Raw genomic sequence first — 18,256 nt, 5'->3', positions numbered from 1 at the left:
CCATGCGCATGAATGCGCCCACCGATACCGCCACCCCGCACGACACGCAGGCGAACGGCTCCGACGGCCAACCATGCTTCGACGAGCGCTGGCTGCGCCAGATCGAATGGAGCGGCCTGGACCGTATCGGCGAGCTGACGCGCTGGCAGGTGTATGACAAACGCGCAGGACGTCACTGGCTGATCGTGCGTGCCAGCCCGCAGGCATCGTTCTGGGAGCTGGCTCGACTGGACCGTGAGTATGCGCTGGGCCCCAGCCTTTCTCCCGCCTGGGCGGTGGTGCCGCTGGTACAACTCAATACACTCGACGGCCCGCTGCTGGTGCTCGACGATGATGGCAGCCTTCCGCTATCGACGGCCGCTCCGGCGCCGCTATCGGTAGAACACTTCCTGCACCTGGCCATTGCCGCCACCTCCGCGCTGGCCCAGTTGCACCGGCAGGGTATCGTGCATCGGGACATCCGCCCGGCCAACCTGCTGCTCGCAAACAACGGCGACATACGCCTGACCGGATTCGCTTTCGCCACGCTCTCCGACAGCAGCACCGAAGGTGCCCCCCCACTACCCGATGGCAGCCTGGCCTACCTGCCGCCGGAGCAGACCGTCTCGCCGCGCGGCGATCTCTACGCACTCGGCGTCAGCTTCTTCGAGATGCTTACCGGCCACCTACCATTCAGCGCCGACGACCCCGTGCGCTGGCTGCACCAACACGTCGCCGTGCCGCCCCCCTCCCTGGCAACCTTGCGCCCCGGTCTGCCCCAGGCACTGGACGACCTGCTTGCCTGGTTGATGGCCAAGCAGCCCGGACATCGCCCCGACTCGGCCCACCTGCTGGAAGCGGAACTACGCCGTGGCCTCGATGAATGGCGCGAGTCCGGCAGCGTGCGACGCACGCTATCCCAGGTACCCGCCAGGGGCTCAGCCACCCAGGTGGGACGGCATGCTGAGCTGGCCATATTGAATGCCGCGGTCACCCGTCTCGGCCAGGGCCTCGGCGGCACGGTGCTGATCGGTGGCGAAACCGGCATCGGCAAGACATCGCTGGTCCGCCAGCTACGCAGGCTCCAGGGCAACGGAGCCACCCTGTTCGCCAACGGCAAGTGCGAACTGTCCCGTCAGCACCTGCCCTATGCCGCCCTTTCCGCCGCACTGTCATCACTACTGATCCGCCTCGCTGGCGAAGCACCAGACGATGTGCGGCGCTGGGGCCAGCGCCTGCGCGAGGCCATCGGCCAGAATGGCGTGTTGCTGTCACGTCTGACGCCCGAACTGGAGTGGCTGACCGGCCCCCTGCCCGCTCTTGCCGCCCAACTGCCGGTCGGCGAAGCACGCCGCTACCTTCACGGCATGCTGCAGCGACTGCTCGCCCTACTGGCCTGCCACGAACACCCGCTGATCCTGTTCCTCGATGACGTGCAGTGGATCGACGAGGAAACCCAGGCCTTCCTCGGCGAACTCCCTCCCAGCAGCTTCGACCACCTGCTGCTGATCGCCACGTATCGCCTTCACGAGCAACGCCCCAGTCCGCATCTGGCACCGCTGCTCGGTCACTGCCGCACACTCGGAGCCCGCACCATCGAGCTGGTCCTGCGTCCGCTGGCAGTCGGCGACATCAGTGCCCTGCTCCAGGCCGAACTCGATCTGCACCCCGATGAGCAGGCGTTACTGGCCGATCGACTGGCCCGCAGGGGAAACGGCAACCCGTTGTACGTCACCCAGTTCATCGCCGCGCTACGCGACGCCGGCAACACCACCCTCGACGACTTGCCGCCGCTGCTGGAGGATGTGGCTGCGCTGATGAATTCGCGCCTCGAACGTCTGCCCGATGTCACCCGTGACACCCTGGCCGCGCTGGCCATCCTCGGCAACCGCACGCCATTGGAGACCCTGGCGGCCGTGATCGACACCTCGGTGCCACAGCTGCTCGGCCTGCTGCGACCCGCGCTCACGGCGGGGCTGATCAGCCAGCACCACGAGGGGTTGTCGTTCACCCACGATGCCGTGTGGGAGTCGGCCAGGGCTCGTATCGCGCCCCCCATGCGCCGCGCCATGTACGTAGAATTCGCCATGGCCCTGCTGGCCCTGCTCACCGAAGACGCCGAGCCAGAAGCCGTGTTCCGTGTCGCAACGCAGGTGATCAAGGCCGATGACGCTCCACTGGAAGCTTCGCAAAGCCGGGCCTTCGTCGAACTGCTGATGCGTGCGGCACGCCTGGCGATGGATGCCGCTGCGGCAGCCACCGCGCGCGACTACCTGCAACATGCCCAGAGGTTGCTCGATGTGCAGGCCTCGGATGCAGACAAAGAAATGGTCCGCTCGGTTGCCCTGCAGCTGACCCACAGCCTGATTCTCAGTGCTCGCTACGAGACGGCCGCCAGCCATGTCACGTCGCTGCTGGCAGCGACCGATGCGCCGCAGCAGCGCGCCGAGCTGTATCGCCTGTTGTGCGAGATCTGCTCGCTACGTGGCGACTATGCCGGCGCCGTGGCTACGGCCACCACTGGCCTGGCCGAGCTCGGGGTGGTGCTACCCGATCCAGACCATGCCGAACAGGCCTGGCAGGCGCTGCAGGCAAGCCTGGGCTCGCACACGGCAGAAGCCTTCTGCACCCTGCCGGATATCAGCGACGCCAACATCCAGGCAGTGGTCGAACTGCTCGCCGCCATAGTCATTCCCGGCTCATTCATCCACCCCGACCTGATGCTGTTGAGCACCTGCCATATCGCCCGCCTGAGCCTGGAGCACGGCATGAGCGCGGCTACCGTGCACGCGCTGGCCTGGTTGGGCGTGGCCAGCGCGCACCGCTTCGACAGTTATGAACAGGGCTTCGACTACACCGCCACTGCGCGCCGGCTGGCCAATCAGCCGCGCTTCGCCGCCAGCCGGGTGGCCGTGCTAGTCGCCCTGGATCAGGTAAGCGCCTGGACCCGCCCGCTGCCGTTCGCCCTGGAATGCGCCGAGTCGGCTTTCCGCGCCAGCCTGGCCCAGGGCTCGCCAAGCTTTGCCTGCTACGCCAACAACCACATCGTGTCCGACCTGCTGGTGCTCGGCGCCCCCATCGAGCGCATGCTCCGGCAGATCGACACCGGCCTGGCCATGGCCAGAAACCTGGAGTTCATCGATGCGCAGACCGTACTCCATGCCCAGGCCCGCTATATCCGCCGCCTGGCCGGGGAAACCAGCAGCAGCATCCCGATCCCACCCTACGAGCAACTGGTCGAGCGGGTCCGCGCCAGCCACATGGGGCCACTGCATTTCTGGTGGGAACTGTTCGAGGGGCTGCTGAGCTTCCTCGAGGCCGACTTCGAGCGGGCGGCCAGACACATGGATACCGCCTGGTCACTGACCTGGGCGGTGCCGGCACACATCCACCTGATCGATCTGGCGCTGTTCAGCGTGCTCAACCGCGCCGCCCTGCAAACGGCTACCGGTCTGCCGCAGCAATTCGAGCAACCGATGCGTCACCTGCGGCTGTGGGCGGAACTGAACCCCCGCTATTTTTCTGATCGCCTGGCCCTGGCCGAAGCCGAACTGCTGCGCCTCGATGGCCATAGCCTGGAAGCACTGCGGCATTACGAGAGCGCGGTCGCCAAGGCAGAAAGCTGCGGCGCCATCCACCTCAAAGGGCTGTCCCACGAGATGGCTAGCCGTTGCTACCAGGTACTTGGCCTGGAGATGGCGGCACGCACGCACACTCGCCAGGCTCGCGACGCCTGGCGTCGCTGGGGGGCCGTGACCCTGGCCGAGCAACTGGAAAGCGAGCATGCCTTCCTCCGTGAGCAACCGCTGACGCCAACGCCCTCCCAGGGTCTGCCGGCCCATCAGCAGTTGGACATGCTGTCCATCACCCGCGCCTGCCAGGCACTGTCACGCGAGATCGAGCCCGACGAATTGATCCGGACGCTGCTGGCCAATGCGGCCATGCATGCCGGCGCCACTTACGTCGCCCTGCTGCTGATCGATGGCGACGGTTTACGCGTGGAGGCCACCGGCCTGGCCGACAGCCGCGGCATCGACATACGCCTGCGTCCGCGGCCGAACGTGGCCTGGGCCGCCCCGCTGAGCCTGGTGCGCCAGGCAATGCACCAGCGCGAATCGCTGCTGCTGACAGGCACCGAGGCATACCGCCGCTTCGGCGAGGATGCCTACCTGAGCCGTGTGGAAAACGGTTCGCTACTGTGCGTACCGCTGCTCACGCAGAACGAGGGGGTGGGTGCGCTCTACCTGGAGAACAGCCTGACCCAGGGCGCCTTCGAGCCAGCCCGGGTCGACGTGCTGGAATTACTCGCCGCCCAGGCGGCGATTTCCCTGAGCACTGCACAGCTGTACAGCGACCTGCGCGCAGAGAACCAGCGCCGTCGGGACAGCGAAACCACGCTGCAGCGCACCCAGGCGCTGCTCGCCATCGGCCAGGAAGTCAGCCGCTACGGCACCTTCGTCTGGCGCTACCAGGTTGACCGTTCATTCTGGTCGCCGCGCCTGCTGGTTGAGCTCGGCATGCCCATCCCCAGCAATCAGGACTACCTGTTCGATCCCACCGTCCTGGTCCATGCCGACGACAGAGGGCGCTTCGTGCAGACGCTGGGCGAGGCCGCCGAACACCTGCAGGCCTTCCACCTGGAGTTCCGCACCGTGTCGCTGGATGGCACACCGCTGCACCTGGAGCTGGTTGGCGAACCCCACGGCAGCGATGCCTTCATCGGCGTGGTCTGCGATATCAGCGCCAGGCGCCAGGCAGAAGTGGCTCTGCGTACTGCGCGCAGTGAGCTGGACCGCACCTCACAGGCGACCATCCTCGGCGAGCTGTCCGCCTCCATCGCCCATGAGATCAACCAGCCTCTGGCCTCGATCCTGGCCAATGCCGGAGCCAGCATCCGCTGGTTGGAGCGCCCCGAGCCATGCATGGAGGACGCGCTCGAAAGCCTGCGTGACATTCTCGACGAGAGCCAGCGCGCCGCCGATATCGTGCGCGCCATGCGAACCCTGGCCCGGCAGAAGCCGACAACGCGCAAGCCGGTGGAACTGGGGGCGATCATCCGCCAGGTACTGGCGATCACCCAGGCCGACCTGGATGACAAGCACATCCAGCTGACCCTGGCGCTTGAGCCCCTCCCCTCGGTGCTGGGCGATTCGACCTTGCTGCAGCAGGTCGTACGCAACCTGATCACCAACGCCATCGAGGCCATGCAGGCCCTGCCACCCAGCACCCGCCGCCTTAACCTCCAGGCCTGTGCGCTGGGCACGGAAGTGCTGGTACTGATCGAGGATTCCGGCCCCGGTGTCCCCGCAGAGAAACTGCGCCAGGTGTTTCAAGCGTTCTTCAGCACCAAGGCCACCGGCATGGGCATGGGGCTGGCGATCTGCGCTTCCATCGTCTCCAGCCACGGCGGCACGCTCGGCGCCACACGCGGGCGCAGGGACGAAAGCCTGTTCTTCTTCACCCTGCCCATACACCGGGCGGGATAGTGTTGCTCAGAGCTTTTCAGATCGGGTAAAGGACGCCGCCTGGCGAAACGGCGCACGCTCTGTTCATTCGTGAAGGAGAGCTCCCATGACTGTTCTGGCCAATCCGGCTTCGGCCACCCTGGACGCCCAGACCTATCAACTCGTTCTCTCGCTGAAGCAGGCGCTGGAGGCCGCTGCTCACAGTGGGCGCGACGGCGTGTCCTGCGCTGGCAAGCAACTGTGCGAGCACTTGCTGGAGCGTTACCACCAACCCGCGGCGAACAGTCCCGGTCGCCAGTCGCTGGCACCCTGGCAGGAGCGCAAGGCCAAGGAGATTCTCGCCCGCAGCCTGAACGCGCGCCTGTTCATTGCCGACGTGGCCGAGCAGTGCGCCATGTCGCGCAGCCATTTCTCACGGGCATTCAAGAAGACCACCGGCATGTCGCCACAGGAATGGTCGCTGGACCTGCGCGTCCGCCGGGCCAAGGAATTGCTGGCCGACGAGTCCCTGTCCATTGCCCTGATCAGCCTGGAATGCGGCTTCGCCGATCAGTCGCACTTCAGCCGCATGTTCAGCAAGCTGGCCGGCACCACGCCCATGCGCTGGCGGCAGAGCGCACGACACGCCGAATCGGCCTGAAGGAGTTATCCCTAGGGATATGTCCCTGGGGATAACCCTGAATCAGGACGCGGCGAACACCAGCACCTTGAGTGCACTATCGGCCTCGATATCGGCGAACTCCGGCGGATTGGCCAGGCGCTCCACGTAGCGCAGAGACGGAGCCTCGCGGGCCATCTCGTCGATGACGAAGCTCGGGGCGATGGAGGGATCGTTGCAACAGGCCAGCACCCGACCACCTGGCGTGAGCATGTCGGGCAGGCGCCGGATGATCTTGGCGTAGTCGCGGGTCAGCACGAAGCTGCCTTTCTGGAAGCTCGGAGGATCAACGATGATCAGGTCGTAAGGACCATCCTTGCGCAACTTACCCCAGGAGTTGAACAGGTCATGGCCGAGGAAGCTGACCCGGGCCAGATCATGGCCGTTCAGCCGATGGTTATCGCGACCACGGCTCAGGGCCGGGCGTGACATGTCCAGGTTGACCACCCGCTCGGCCCCGCCGGCGATGGCCGCCACGGAGAAGCCGCAGGTGTAAGCGAACAGGTTGAGCACCCGCAGGCCATCTGCCTGCTCGCGTACCCACTGGCGCCCGAAGCGCATGTCGAGGAACAGGCCGCTGTTCTGCTTGCGGCCGAAATCGAGGAGAAAGCGCAGACCACCCTCCTCGACCTCGCCACGCTCGACGACGTCACCTACCAAGTATTCGGTGGCGCTGTCCGCCTGGTAACGGTGCTGCAGCAACAGATGACGGGCACTACTCTGTGCCCATGCCGGCGAGCCGGCGAAGTGCAGCAGCATGTCTTTCAACTCCACCAGTTCGGCCGCACCAGGTTCGCGGAACAGTGACACCAGCAGTACGTCCTGCAGCCAGTCGGCGGTGACATGTTCCAGCCCCGGCCACTGCCGACCGCGGCCATGGAAGACGCGGCGCGCCTCCCCGGGCAGGTCGGCGAATGCCGAGAGCAGATGTTGATGAAGGGTGGCGATGGCGGCGGTATTCATGGCGGCAGACAGCTGATGGAAAGGCCGGCATTCTAGGGCAAATTTCAAACTGCGACGCCTTGGCCAGGTACGCGGGCCTCTCTAGCTGGTACCCTCGCGCCATTTTTCAAACGGGAGAACTCCATGCCCCACGATGGCAGCCTGCTGCAAGGTGCAGTCGTATTCCTCTGCGCCGCGGTACTCGCAGTGCCCCTGGCCAAGCGCCTGCAATTGGGCGCTGTGCTCGGTTACCTGCTGGCAGGCGTGTTGATCGGCCCTTCGGTACTGGGCCTGATCGGCGACCCCGAGAGCGTCGGCCACCTGTCCGAGATGGGCGTGGTCCTGCTGCTGTTCATCATCGGCCTGGAACTGTCGCCGCGCCGCCTGTGGGTGATGCGCAAGGCGGTATTCGGTGTCGGCATGGCCCAGGTCATGCTGACCGCCATGGTGATCGGTACCGTGGCACTGTTCGGCTTCCATCAGCCACTGCCGGTGGCCATGGTGCTTGGCCTGGGCCTGGCACTGTCGTCCACCGCCTTCGGCCTGCAACTGCTGGCCGAGCGCAAGGAGCTGACCACTCCCCATGGGCGCATGGCCTTCGCCATCCTGCTGTTTCAGGACATCGCAGCGATTCCACTGATCGCCCTGGTGCCGATGCTCGGCGACGCCAGCCCGCACCCGCTGCCCGGCAACGAACTGCGCGGCCTGCTGGAAGTGTTCGGCAGCATCGCCCTGGTGGTGCTCGGCGGCCGCTATCTGCTGCGTCCGGTGTTCCGCATCGTCGCCCGCACCAATATCCGCGAGGTGTCCACCGCCACAGCCCTGCTGGTGGTGATTGGCACCGCCTGGCTGATGGAGCTGGCCGGCATTTCCATGGCCCTGGGCGCATTCCTCGCCGGGATGCTGCTGGCCGACTCCGAGTATCGCCATGAGCTGGAGTCGCACATCGAACCGTTCAAGGGGCTGCTGCTGGGGCTGTTCTTCATCAGCGTCGGCATGGCCGCCAACCTTGCCCTGCTGTGGAGCGAGCCACTGATGGTCCTGGCCCTGACCGTGCTGCTGATCGGCCTCAAGCTGCCGGTATTGCTGCTGCTCGGACGCCTGGCCGGTGGTCTTTCGCGGATCAGCGCTGTCCGCCTGGCCGTACTGCTGGCGGCCGGCGGCGAATTCGCCTTCGTGGTGTTCCGCATGGCCCGCGGCGAACAATTGCTCGATGCCCATGTGCATGATCTGCTGGTCATCGCCATCACCCTGTCGATGGCCCTGACGCCACCAATGGTTCTGCTCGCCGCGCACTGGTTCAAGGCCGCACCGACCGCACCGCGTGACGTGCCACCAGAACTGCAAACGGTGGACAGCGATACACCCCGGGTGGTGATCGCCGGCATGGGCCGCATGGGCCAGGTGATCGCCCGCGTGCTGCGAGCCCAAGGCGTGCCCTTCGTCGCCCTGGACACCTCGGTGGATGCGGTGGAGATGTCGCGTAGTCTCGGCGAGATGCCGATCTTCTACGGTGACCCGCTGCGCCCGGAGATTCTCCGCGCCGCCCAGCTGGACAAGGCGGAGTGGTTCATCATTGCCACCGATGATCCGGACACCAACCTCAAGACCGCCGAACTGGTACGCAAGCTCTATCCGCACGTGAAGATCATCGCTCGCGCGCGCAACCGCCAGCACGTGCACAAGCTATGGGACCTCAACGCCCAGGCCGTGCGTGAAACCTTCCACTCCAGCCTGGAGATGAGCCATCAGGTGCTGCGCGGCCTGGGCCTGAGCGAAGAACAGGCCGCCGTACGCCTGCGCCGCTTCCAGCGTCATGACGAAGAGGTGCTGGAAGCGCAGCACATGGTCTACGACAATCAGGCAGCGGTACAGCAGACCGCACGCCAGGCCCGCCGGGAGCTGGCGACGCTGTTCGATAGCGATACCGTCGACGAGAAGGGTGCTAGCTAAACTGGAGCCGCCGCGGGGCATATGGGCTAGGGCACAAGCATCCTGCAGCTGGCGCTCCCCGCAACAACCGCATGTTTCAGGAAAAGCCCTGCAAATAAAGAACGCCTGATCTTCTCGCCAGGTCCTGCCGAGGCGGCTTTCCTCCCCCCCTTAAACTGGTTAAGGTCGGTGCACTCTCATCATTACGGAGCCGTTCATGCCCTCTCCTGCCCTCTCCGGCCCCCAGTACCTGAGCGAAGGTCTCAAGCTGGTTCTCAGCCCGGGGCTGCGCCTGTTTGTCTTGCTGCCACTGACAGTCAACACGCTGCTGTTCATCGGACTGATCATGGTCGCCCTGCAGCAGTTCGGCGGTTGGGTCGACGGTGTGATGCCGAGCCTGCCGAGCTGGTTGAGCTTCCTCGAGTACATTCTCTGGCCCCTGTTCGTGGTGCTGGTACTGGTGGTGATGTTCTTCACCTTCACCATGCTGGCCAACATCATTGCCGCACCGTTCAACGGTTTTCTGGCCGAGAAGGTGGAAGTAGTGGTTCGCGGCCGAGACGATTTCCCGCCCTTCAGTTGGGGCGAGCTGATGGCCATGATTCCCCGCACCCTCGGTCGAGAGATGCGCAAACTGGGCTATTTTCTGCCTCGCGCGATTCCACTGCTGATCCTCACGTTCGTGCCGGTGCTCAACCTGGTGGCTGCACCACTCTGGATTCTCTTCGGCATATGGATGATGGCGGTGCAGTACATCGACTATCCGGCGGACAACAACAAACTGGGCTGGAACGAGATGCTCGCCTGGTTGCGCGAGAAACGCTGGCAGAGCCTGGGCTTCGGCGGCATCGTGTACCTGGCGCTGCTGATCCCCTTCGTCAACATCCTGGTGATGCCGGCGGCGGTGGCCGGCGCGACGCTGTTCTGGGTGCGCGAACGTGAGCGGGGAGAGCAAGCGGAGCCGGGCTGAGAGAAGTAGCAGGCGGGGGCGCTCGCTACCCGCCTTAGCTTCGCCGCGCAGGGAACGTGGAAAACAGCTCCGAAAATGCGAGTGCAGAAAAAGAAAAAGCGGCCTATGGCCGCTTCTTCTTTGGCTCCCCTCTCAGTGATCTGATTGGGAGCAATATATGGCGCAGCGGACGGGACTCGAACCCGCGACCCCCGGCGTGACAGGCCGGTATTCTAACCGACTGAACTACCGCTGCGCGTCGGTCTCGCAAGAGACATGGTGGGTGATGACGGGATCGAACCGCCGACCCTCTGCTTGTAAGGCAGATGCTCTCCCGGCTGAGCTAATCACCCGAGTAGCCTTGCGAGGTGGCGAAATTTACGCAGTGCCCTCGCCTAAGTCAACACCCTGCTTGAAATTTTTCTTCAATCTCTCTTTTTCGCCAAGCTCGACCTCCGACCGATAGGGAGAGCCAGCAGCGTCTGTCCGGTTTCTCTGGTCAGCCCGCGCGTAATAGCAGGCGAGTACTGACCAGCCCCTTCTCGGCGCGCTCCAACCCCGCCTCTTCTACCCGTACGCCCTGCTCTTCCAGGCTCATGAGCCAATGCAGCAGGCGAGAGAACTCCGTGGGCTGCAGGTTCACCTGCAGCCCACCATCGCCCTGGTTGTCCAGGCGTTCCACATTCAGGCCTTGGCTGGCGGCACTGCCGGTCACCAAGCCCTGCAACGCGGTTGCATCAACGCTCGCCCTGGGCCACTCCTGCACCGCTCGAACCTGCGGAGCGTGCTCCTGCAGGTAAGCGTGCAATCCGCGCTGCTGTTGCAGGAAGCTGCGCGCCTGTTCGAGGTTCTGACTGGCAGGCCGCCAGAGCAGCAGATAGAGCAGGACCAGCAGCAGAAAACCGCCAAGCAGCCCCAACGCCAGCCGATCACGCGACGGCAGAGTCTGCCAGCGCAGCGCCAGCGGGTTACGGGCGATACGAGCCCGCCATTGCAGAACCAGATCAGTCATCCATTGCCTCCAATCACCAGACGCGCACTGACGCCATTTCCTTCACGACTTGCTGAGCCCATATCCACCGCCAGGCCAGAGTCCTGCAGCCGAGTCCGCAGGCTTTCCAGAGCAGCGAAGTCACTGGCCTGAAGACTGAGAGCCAGATCACCGCGCTGAGCATTGAAGTCCAGCTGTTGCACCTGCACACGTGCACCCTCATCACCGATGGCGGCCGCGGCCTGGTCGAGCAGCTGCAGCAATTGCTGCTGACCACCGCCTTCCGTCTCCCTCAGATGCTGGTCGAACTGCGCCTGCAGGTTGATCAGTTTGCTGTCGCCAGGAAACAACTCACGGTATAGCTCGCGGCTAGCCTCGGCATAGCGCTCCCCTTCATGCCTGAGGTGCCAGCCCTGTGCCAGGTTGAAGCCCCATTGCAGAACAAGCCACAGGCCAAGCAGCGCCGCCAACGGGCGCCAGCGCTGCCATTGACCGGAAGGCTCGCGCCGGGCGAACGATCCCTGGGCCAGATCGCATTCGGCCCGGTGTCGCGCCAGCCAGGCGTGGGGCTGACTCAACTCGTAGGTGCTATCGACTCCGGACGGAGCGGGCTGGCCGGTCATCACGTAGGCCACATGCGGCCTCGGGCAGAGGGCGGACAACTGCGGCCAGTCCTCCGCTCTCATGGCCATACGTGCCTCGGCGGTACCGCCGAGCAGCCAGCGATCACCGAGACAGAGCAACTGGCTTCCTTCCTCCCCCAGAAGATCGGCATCGACCTCGATGCGCTGCGGTGGGTTGTCACCGCAAAGATCCAGCCAGCCAGCCAGCCAATCGCGCCGTACCGCGTAGATCCGATGACGGCCATCGCTCAATTGGCCGCCGACACTCAGGTGAAACTGTTCCACCTCCTCGGCCAGCAGTTCCTCAACGGCAAATGGCAACGCCTTCTGCAGCCAGCGAGCCTTGGTGGTTGGCAACTGCACAGTGCAGACCGTCACCGCCTCTATCGGCAGCACCAGGCGCCAGACGTCCCCCTGGAGCGGTAATGCAGCAGCGAAGGGTAGCTGATCGCAGCTGTCGCCATCGACACGCCAGACCGGTATATCGGCCACCACATCGATGCAGGCCTGGGGTGGAAGAAACAGAGTGAGCAGACTCATTCCTCAGACTCCTCGACGGGCAGGGGCGCAAGGCCCTCCTGCCCCAGATCGCGCGCCATCAGGCGGACGCGCCCATCATTACCGCGTTGCAGATAACTGGCCAGCACCTGCCGCCGGTCGCCCAGCAACACCTCGGTAGTGACCCGGAAATACTGGCTGCCAGTGGACAGCCCCTGAGGGTTCACACCGTAGCTGCCAAGCTGCTGAACGAAGGCCCCGGGATCGCGATAGCCGTTGCTCCCCCGTCCCTCGATGGCGGCCTTCAGCGCCGCCTGGGGTATGCCTTCCCCCAGACATGCCAGCACCTGGGCGCTGGCAGTGTTGATGTTCAGCTCCACCTGGCTCGGCAAAGCGCTGACGAAGGGTGCCAGTCGCCGGTAATCCACCTCGCTCATGCCTAGCAGTAGACGCAGCTCGGAAACCTCGGCAATACGGCCAGGGCCGGTGCGATAGGCCGGCTTCAGCAACAGATATTGGTCGTCCTCGGCACCAGCCATACCGGTGGGGTCCTGGTCGCCATCGAGCCAGTCCTGCAGGCGCTCGGCGTAGGCCGGCGTCAGCTGCAGCACCTGCAGCAGGCGACGAAACCGCAGCAGCGCCTGCTCCCCAGCTTGCCCACCCGCGACCAGGCTGTTCAGATTGAAACGACCGGACAGGTCCTCGATGCGCAAACGCAGCTCACCCCCCTCGTCCAGCGGAAAACGCAGCTTGGGATTTGCCCAGGGTTCGGCGAGATGATCCACCTGATCACTGCTCAGATCACGACGCAGCAAAGCCTTGGCTACCAGTTCGCCGCCCTCGGCATAGTACTGGGCCTGGCGCACCAGCAATTGATTGCCGGTGCTGCGAATCGCCAGCTGCTGACGCAGCATCATTGCCGCGCAGACGATGGTCACGAGCGCCACCACCAGCATGACAGTGATCAGGGCAACCCCTCGCTCCCGCCTCATGGTGAAGGCCCCTGTGGCAGGTCCGGAGCGACCTCTTCCGATGGCAGACCACCCTCTTCTTCGCTGCCCTCCTCGCCACCAGGTGGTACCACCTGCTCCTGCTGCGGCATCTCCGGCATGCGCCACAGGCGACGCAGCTCGCCGTAGTAGCGGTGCTCGACGATCAGCTCCACTGCCTTGGGCAGCTGGGTCAACGCCTCATCTGCACGACTATTGGCCGGCGGCCAGCCCTGCAGCCAGCGGCCTTCCTCGTCGAGAAAGCGCAGCTCGAAGCGCTTCACCCCCTCCAAAGCCTGCTGTACCCGCGGCTGGCTATCCTGTGCCTGATCCAGTACCGGCCAGTAGAGACGCTGCCAGCGTTCACCCTCGAGTTGCCAGCGCACCCTCTGCAGGGTCGCCCGCGGTTGGCCAAGCGGGTTACGCCAACCGCTGCGGGTGAACTCCAGCTGGGTGTTGCGGCCGCTGTCGCCGCGCAGCGAAGGCAGCAGATCGCCCAACGGGTCACGTATCGGGCGCAAGCGTACCTGCAGCAGATCACGCTCGAAGGCGGCCATGGCCTTGGTCAGGTGCCGCAGACGCTGTTCCTGCTCGCGCTGGCCAGCGTCGGTCTGCAAAACGCTGTCGAGCATGCGATAGGTCGCCATGGCCAGCAGGGCGAAGATGGCGATGGCAATCAACACCTCCAGCAGAGTGAAGCCACGCTGCTTCATGGCTCCACCCCGACGAAGCCGCTGAGGGTGACCAGCGCATTGTCCTCGACCGTGCCACGCAGGCCGCGCTCCGGGCGCAGCGCCACACGTACGGTGACACGCAACATCTCCGGTTCGCTGGTGGCCTGCACTTCGGTCTGCCATACCCAGCGTCGACCGGCATAGGTTTCCTCGCCCTGCTCGCGCCCCTCGCTCGGAGGGCTTTCCGCCAACTGGATATCCTGCAGTCGGTTGTCGGCCAGCCATGTCGCGAAGGTCTTGTCCTCCAGCCGCGCAGCCGTCTTTAGCGAGCGAGCGCTGGCACTGAGCACGCTGGCGGCGACTACGGCGAAGATCGCCAGGGCCACCAGTACTTCCAGCAGAGTGAAGCCACGACCGCGCCTCATCCAGAACGCCCCTTGGCGCCTTCAGGCTTCAGTTCCGGCTCGGAGAAGCCATCACTACTCAATAACAGCACCGGTGAACCACGCTCCCGGCCACCACCCAGGCGCAAAGTGAAGGGCGTCAGCTCACCGCTGGAAAGGATAAGCAGCTGCGGAGGCTTGGGACCGGACTTGCCCTTGCCTCCCAGCGGAGTCGGCAGGCCGACAGCCTTGTCCTCGACCTCGATGCGCAACTCGACCCACTCCGGCAGCTCGTGGACCTTATCGTCCAATGGTTCCCAACGCGATTTCAGCGGCTCGTAGCGCAGCACCTGGTAGCTGTGCGTCTCGAAGCGCACGCCGTACTCGCGGTTATCCAGCACAGCCTCGTCAAGCAGTACCCGCAGCAGGCTGTTGAGCCGCTCAGCTTCATCGTTGAGCTTGCGTGCAGGGCTGCTGGCCAGGCCGCTGCCGATCACGGCGAGACCGGTCAGGACGCCCAGCAGGACCAGAACCACCAGCAGCTCGATGAGCGTGAAGCCCCGCGCGGCTCGCATCGACAATCAGATATCCCAGTTGCCAATATCGGCATTGGTGCCGTCGCCGCCCTCCTGGCCGTCGGCGCCTAGGGAGTACAGATCGATCTTGCCGCGGGTGCCCGGGGACAGATACAGATACTGATTGCCCCAGGGATCGATCGGCAGCTTCTTCAGGTAACCCTCGGCGTTCCAGTTCTTCGCGGGCGGATTGCCGGTAGGTTTCTTCACCAGAGCCTCAAGGCCCTGCTGGGTGCTGGGGTAGTTCTGGTTGTCCAGCTTGTACATGTCCAGTGCCGCGCCGATGGCGCGGATGTCGTTCTGCGCGGCGGTAACCTTGGCCTGGTCCGGGCGCCCCATCACCTGCGGCACCACCAGCGCAGCGAGGATGCCGAGGATGACCACCACCACCATGATCTCGATCAGGGTGAAACCGCGTTGCTTAGACGATGCAAAAACTACTGCGCTTGGCGATGCGTCGTTAAAACCAGGCTCAGCATGCTCATTTACGACTTGTAAACTCCGCAGCTTCGCCTGGTTTCGCCTAGCCTGGCCGGCGCTCGCGGTGTTTTCGCTCAGTCTGTCTTTGTTCATCACTATCAACCCACCAGTTGGTTCAGAGAGAGAATCGGAAGGAGGATGGCCAGTACGATCACCAGAACCACCGCCCCCATGAACACCAGCATGAACGGCTCGAACAGCCCCACCAGCAAGCTGATGGTGGCGGCCAGGTCGTTCTCCTGATTGCGTGCCGTGCGCGACAGCATCTGGTCCAGCTCACCGGAACGCTCGCCGCTGGCGATCATGTGCAGCATCATCGGTGGGAACTGCCGGCTGGACTCCAGTGCACGGGACAGGCTGCCGCCCTCGCGCACACGTTGGGTGGCGTTGGCTACATCAGTGCGGATGATGCGGTTGCTCACCACCTCGGCACCGATGGCCAGCGCCTCCACCAGCGGCACCCCACTGCGCACCAGGATGGCCAGGGTCGAGGCGAAGCGCGCAGTCTCGGTAGCAGCGATCAGCCCACTCACCAGTGGTAGGCGCAGCAGGAAGGCGTGCCAGCGTCGGCGCAGGTCCTCGTTGCGCAGCGCGCGGCGGAAGCCGATCACGCCCAGCACGGCCAGGACGATCACCAGCGCGCCCCAGGCCTTGACCAACTCACTGAGGAAGATCAGCCCGCGAGTCAGCGCCGGCAAGGTCTGCCCGGAGTCGACGAACACCCGCACCACGTCCGGCACCACGTAACCGAGCAGGAAGCCGACGATGCCCAGCGAGGCGAGCATCAGGATCACCGGGTAAAGCAGCGCCATCTGGATCTTCTGCCGCGACTGCTGACGCTGTTCGGTGTAGTCGGCCAGTTGCTCCAGCACCGGGCCGAGGTGGCCGGCGTGCTCACCAGCAGCCACCGTGGCGCGATAGAGTTCGGGGAAGGCCGCCGGGTATGTGGCCAGGGCCTTGGCCAGGCTATGGCCTTCGAGCACTTTGCCGCGCACCGCCAGCAGCATCGACTGGATACGCGGCTGGCGCGACTGGGCCGCAGCGGCACGCAATGCCTCCTCGATGGGCAGCGCGGCGCTGATCAGGGTCGCCAGCTGGCGGGTGACCAGAGCCAGGTCGCGGGCCGAGAGGCCACGGCGCAGGCTGAAACCGCCAGTGCCCTCGGCCTGCTCCTTGCGATGCACCGGTTCGACCTGCAGCGGCGACAGCTGCTTCTCGCGCAACAGCTGGCGCACCTGGCGGGCGCTGTCGCCCTCCAGCACGCCCTTCTGCTGGCGGCCCTTGCCATCGAGAGCAATGTATTCGAAGGCGGCCATTAGGGTCTGCTGATGCTTTTTCGCGAGCCGCGTTGCAGCGTCAAAAGACGCCAGGCTAGGCGCGGGACGCAGGTAATGGTGCCCCCCTTGCCAAGTCCCGCAACGCCGCATGGCGTCTTTTGGCGCGCAACCCGCAGGGACGGGCCGTTTTTTGCGCGGCGCGTCGTGACTCGTCGTTCATTTGGAATAACCAAACTTCTCTCCTCGCGCCTAGCTCCGCGCAAAAAACGGCGCCGTCGCGGCCGTGAAAAAGCATCAGCAGACCCTAATCAATCTTCTCTAGTGACGCGCAGGACTTCTTCCAGGGTGGTCACCCCTTCCAGCACCTTGCGCCGACCATCGTCACGAATGCTCGGGCCGAGGCTACGAGCATGGCGTAACAGTTCCTGCTCGCCGACGCCGTTATGCACCAGGGTGCGCATCTTGTCGTCGAAGATCACCAGTTCATAGATGCCGGTCCGGCCGCGGTAGCCCTGCTGGTGGCACTCCGAGCAGCCCTTGGCGTGGTAGAGCGTTGGCTGGCTGTGCGGATCTAGGCCGAGCAGGCCGCATTCGGCCTCGTCGGCCGGGCGCGCCTCGCGGCAGTGCACGCAGAGCACGCGCACCAGGCGCTGGGCCAGCACGCCGAGCAGAGACGAGGACAACAGGAAGGGCTCGACGCCCATGTCGACCAGGCGGGTAACGGCGCCCACGGCGCTGTTGGTGTGCAGGGTGGAGAGCACCAGGTGGCCGGTCAGCGAAGCCTGCACGGCGATGTCGGCGGTCTCCTGGTCACGGATCTCGCCGACCATCACCACGTCCGGGTCCTGGCGCAGGATGGCGCGCAGGCCGCGGGCGAAGGTCATGTCCACCCGCGGGTTGACCTGGGTCTGGCCGATGCCTTCCAGGTAGTATTCGATGGGGTCTTCCACCGTAAGGATGTTGCGCGAGCGGTCGTTGAGGGTGACCAGGCCGGCGTACAGGGTGGTGGTTTTACCCGAGCCGGTGGGGCCGGTGACCAGGATGATGCCGTGGGGCTTGCGCAGGTTGTCGTCGAGCAGGCGGCGGTCGCGCTCGCTCATGCCCAGGTGCGGCAGCGACAGGCGCCCGGCCTGTTTATCCAGCAGACGCAGTACCACGCGTTCGCCATTGGCCGACGGCAGGGTCGAGACACGAATATCGACCTCGCGACCACCGACCTTGAGCGAGATGCGCCCATCCTGTGGCACGCGCTTCTCGGCGATGTCCAGGCGCGCCATGACCTTGACCCGCGACACCAGCAAAGCTGCCAGCTCGCGGCGCGGCTCGATCACTTCGCGCAGGATGCCGTCGACGCGAAAGCGCACTACCAGGCGTTTCTCGAAGGTTTCCAGGTGAATGTCGGAAGCGCCGGCCTTGATCGCCTCGCTGAGGATGGCGTTGATCAGGCGGATGATCGGGGCGTCGTCTTCCTGCTCCAGCAGGTCGCCAGACTCGGGGGTGAGCTCGGCCAGGCTGGCGAGATCAAGCTCGGCGCCCAACCCCTCGGCCATCTGCCGCACCTCGGAAGAGTCGCGCTGGTAGGCCAGGCTGAGCTGTTGCTCGAAGGCCTCGGGCTCCAGCCATTGCAATGGCAGCACCCGGCCGGCGAAGCGCTGGGCCTCCTGTACGGCGGTGAGGCTGGCCCCGCGACGGGCTTGCAGTTCGGCCTGGCCGAGGGCCTCGCGCAACAGCACGCCGTGGCGCTTGGCGAAGGCGAACGGCAGTGAACGTAGAGCTGGAACTACTGGAGCCGCCAGAGCGGCATGAGTATCAGTGGACATGAGCGGGCGCGTTCCTGGAGC

Annotated in this window: 13 protein-coding genes, 2 tRNA genes and 1 pseudogene; 4 read left to right on the top strand and 12 right to left on the bottom strand. The window is 65.1% G+C overall.

Annotated features, from left to right (window positions below; all coding sequences use genetic code 11):
* Nucleotides 1-8: 8 nt before the first annotated feature.
* The gene (locus IB234_RS11315) at nucleotides 9-5,465 is read left to right on the top strand and encodes an AAA family ATPase (RefSeq protein ID WP_192317526.1); all 5,457 of its coding nucleotides are present in this window, start codon (nucleotides 9-11) and stop codon (nucleotides 5,463-5,465) included.
* Nucleotides 5,466-5,550: 85 nt separating this feature from the next.
* Entirely contained in the window at nucleotides 5,551-6,084 is a 534-nt protein-coding gene (locus IB234_RS11310; protein WP_192317524.1) for a helix-turn-helix domain-containing protein, read from the top strand.
* Between the two features lie 42 nt (nucleotides 6,085-6,126).
* On the opposite strand, the gene IB234_RS11305 is transcribed toward IB234_RS11310, so the two are convergent.
* Nucleotides 6,127-7,065 (bottom strand): class I SAM-dependent methyltransferase, encoded by a 939-nt coding sequence (locus IB234_RS11305; protein WP_192317522.1) that lies wholly within the window; start codon nucleotides 7,063-7,065, stop codon nucleotides 6,127-6,129.
* Nucleotides 7,066-7,188: 123 nt separating this feature from the next.
* Here IB234_RS11305 and IB234_RS11300 point away from each other — a divergent pair, with 123 nt between their 5' ends.
* Nucleotides 7,189-8,997 carry a monovalent cation:proton antiporter-2 (CPA2) family protein gene (locus IB234_RS11300; protein WP_192317520.1) on the top strand — a complete coding sequence of 603 codons (1,809 nt, stop codon included), beginning with the start codon at nucleotides 7,189-7,191 and terminating at the stop codon, nucleotides 8,995-8,997.
* A gap of 196 nt (nucleotides 8,998-9,193) precedes the next feature.
* Nucleotides 9,194-9,946 carry a sulfate transporter CysZ gene (cysZ, locus tag IB234_RS11295; RefSeq protein WP_192317519.1) on the top strand — a complete coding sequence of 251 codons (753 nt, stop codon included), beginning with the start codon at nucleotides 9,194-9,196 and terminating at the stop codon, nucleotides 9,944-9,946.
* Nucleotides 9,947-10,104: 158 nt separating this feature from the next.
* Here the strand turns inward: cysZ and IB234_RS11290 are convergent.
* From IB234_RS11290 to gspE, 11 genes and pseudogenes are all read right to left on the bottom strand, one after another.
* Nucleotides 10,105-10,181: transfer RNA gene (locus IB234_RS11290), tRNA-Asp, on the bottom strand.
* Nucleotides 10,182-10,202: 21 nt separating this feature from the next.
* Nucleotides 10,203-10,278, bottom strand: a tRNA-Val gene (locus IB234_RS11285).
* Nucleotides 10,279-10,424: 146 nt separating this feature from the next.
* Entirely contained in the window at nucleotides 10,425-10,937 is a 513-nt protein-coding gene (locus tag IB234_RS11280; RefSeq protein ID WP_192317517.1) for a type II secretion system protein M, read from the bottom strand.
* The gene (gspL, locus tag IB234_RS11275) at nucleotides 10,934-12,079 is read right to left on the bottom strand and encodes a type II secretion system protein GspL (protein ID WP_192317515.1); all 1,146 of its coding nucleotides are present in this window, start codon (nucleotides 12,077-12,079) and stop codon (nucleotides 10,934-10,936) included. The genes IB234_RS11280 and gspL overlap by 4 nt, the downstream gene beginning before the upstream one ends.
* The gene (gene gspK / locus IB234_RS11270) at nucleotides 12,076-13,029 is read right to left on the bottom strand and encodes a type II secretion system minor pseudopilin GspK (protein WP_192317514.1); all 954 of its coding nucleotides are present in this window, start codon (nucleotides 13,027-13,029) and stop codon (nucleotides 12,076-12,078) included. Before gspK ends, gspL begins: the two co-directional genes overlap by 4 nt.
* A complete protein-coding gene (gene gspJ, locus IB234_RS11265) occupies nucleotides 13,026-13,739 on the bottom strand; it encodes a type II secretion system minor pseudopilin GspJ (protein ID WP_192317512.1) in 714 nt (237 codons plus the stop codon). Before gspJ ends, gspK begins: the two co-directional genes overlap by 4 nt.
* Nucleotides 13,736-14,125, bottom strand: coding sequence for a type II secretion system minor pseudopilin GspI (gene gspI / locus IB234_RS11260; protein WP_192317510.1), 390 nt, complete (start codon nucleotides 14,123-14,125; stop codon nucleotides 13,736-13,738). Before gspI ends, gspJ begins: the two co-directional genes overlap by 4 nt.
* On the bottom strand, nucleotides 14,122-14,658 hold the full coding sequence (gene gspH / locus IB234_RS11255) for a type II secretion system minor pseudopilin GspH (protein WP_192317818.1): 537 nt from the start codon (nucleotides 14,656-14,658) through the stop codon (nucleotides 14,122-14,124). Before gspH ends, gspI begins: the two co-directional genes overlap by 4 nt.
* 6 nt (nucleotides 14,659-14,664) lie before the next feature.
* A pseudogene (gene gspG / locus IB234_RS11250) lies at nucleotides 14,665-15,081 on the bottom strand (type II secretion system major pseudopilin GspG); the annotation flags it as partial.
* A gap of 155 nt (nucleotides 15,082-15,236) precedes the next feature.
* On the bottom strand, nucleotides 15,237-16,454 hold the full coding sequence (gene xcpS / locus IB234_RS11245) for a GspF family T2SS innner membrane protein variant XcpS (RefSeq protein ID WP_192317505.1): 1,218 nt from the start codon (nucleotides 16,452-16,454) through the stop codon (nucleotides 15,237-15,239).
* Nucleotides 16,455-16,723: 269 nt separating this feature from the next.
* Nucleotides 16,724-18,235, bottom strand: a complete 1,512-nt coding sequence (gene gspE, locus IB234_RS11240; protein WP_192317503.1) for a type II secretion system ATPase GspE — start codon at nucleotides 18,233-18,235, stop codon at nucleotides 16,724-16,726.
* Between the last annotated feature and the right edge of the window lie 21 nt (nucleotides 18,236-18,256).

The organism is Pseudomonas sp. PDM16 (assembly GCF_014851865.1).
Classification (GTDB): Bacteria; Pseudomonadota; Gammaproteobacteria; order Pseudomonadales; family Pseudomonadaceae; genus Aquipseudomonas.
This window is presented reverse-complemented; position numbering and strand designations above follow the sequence as displayed.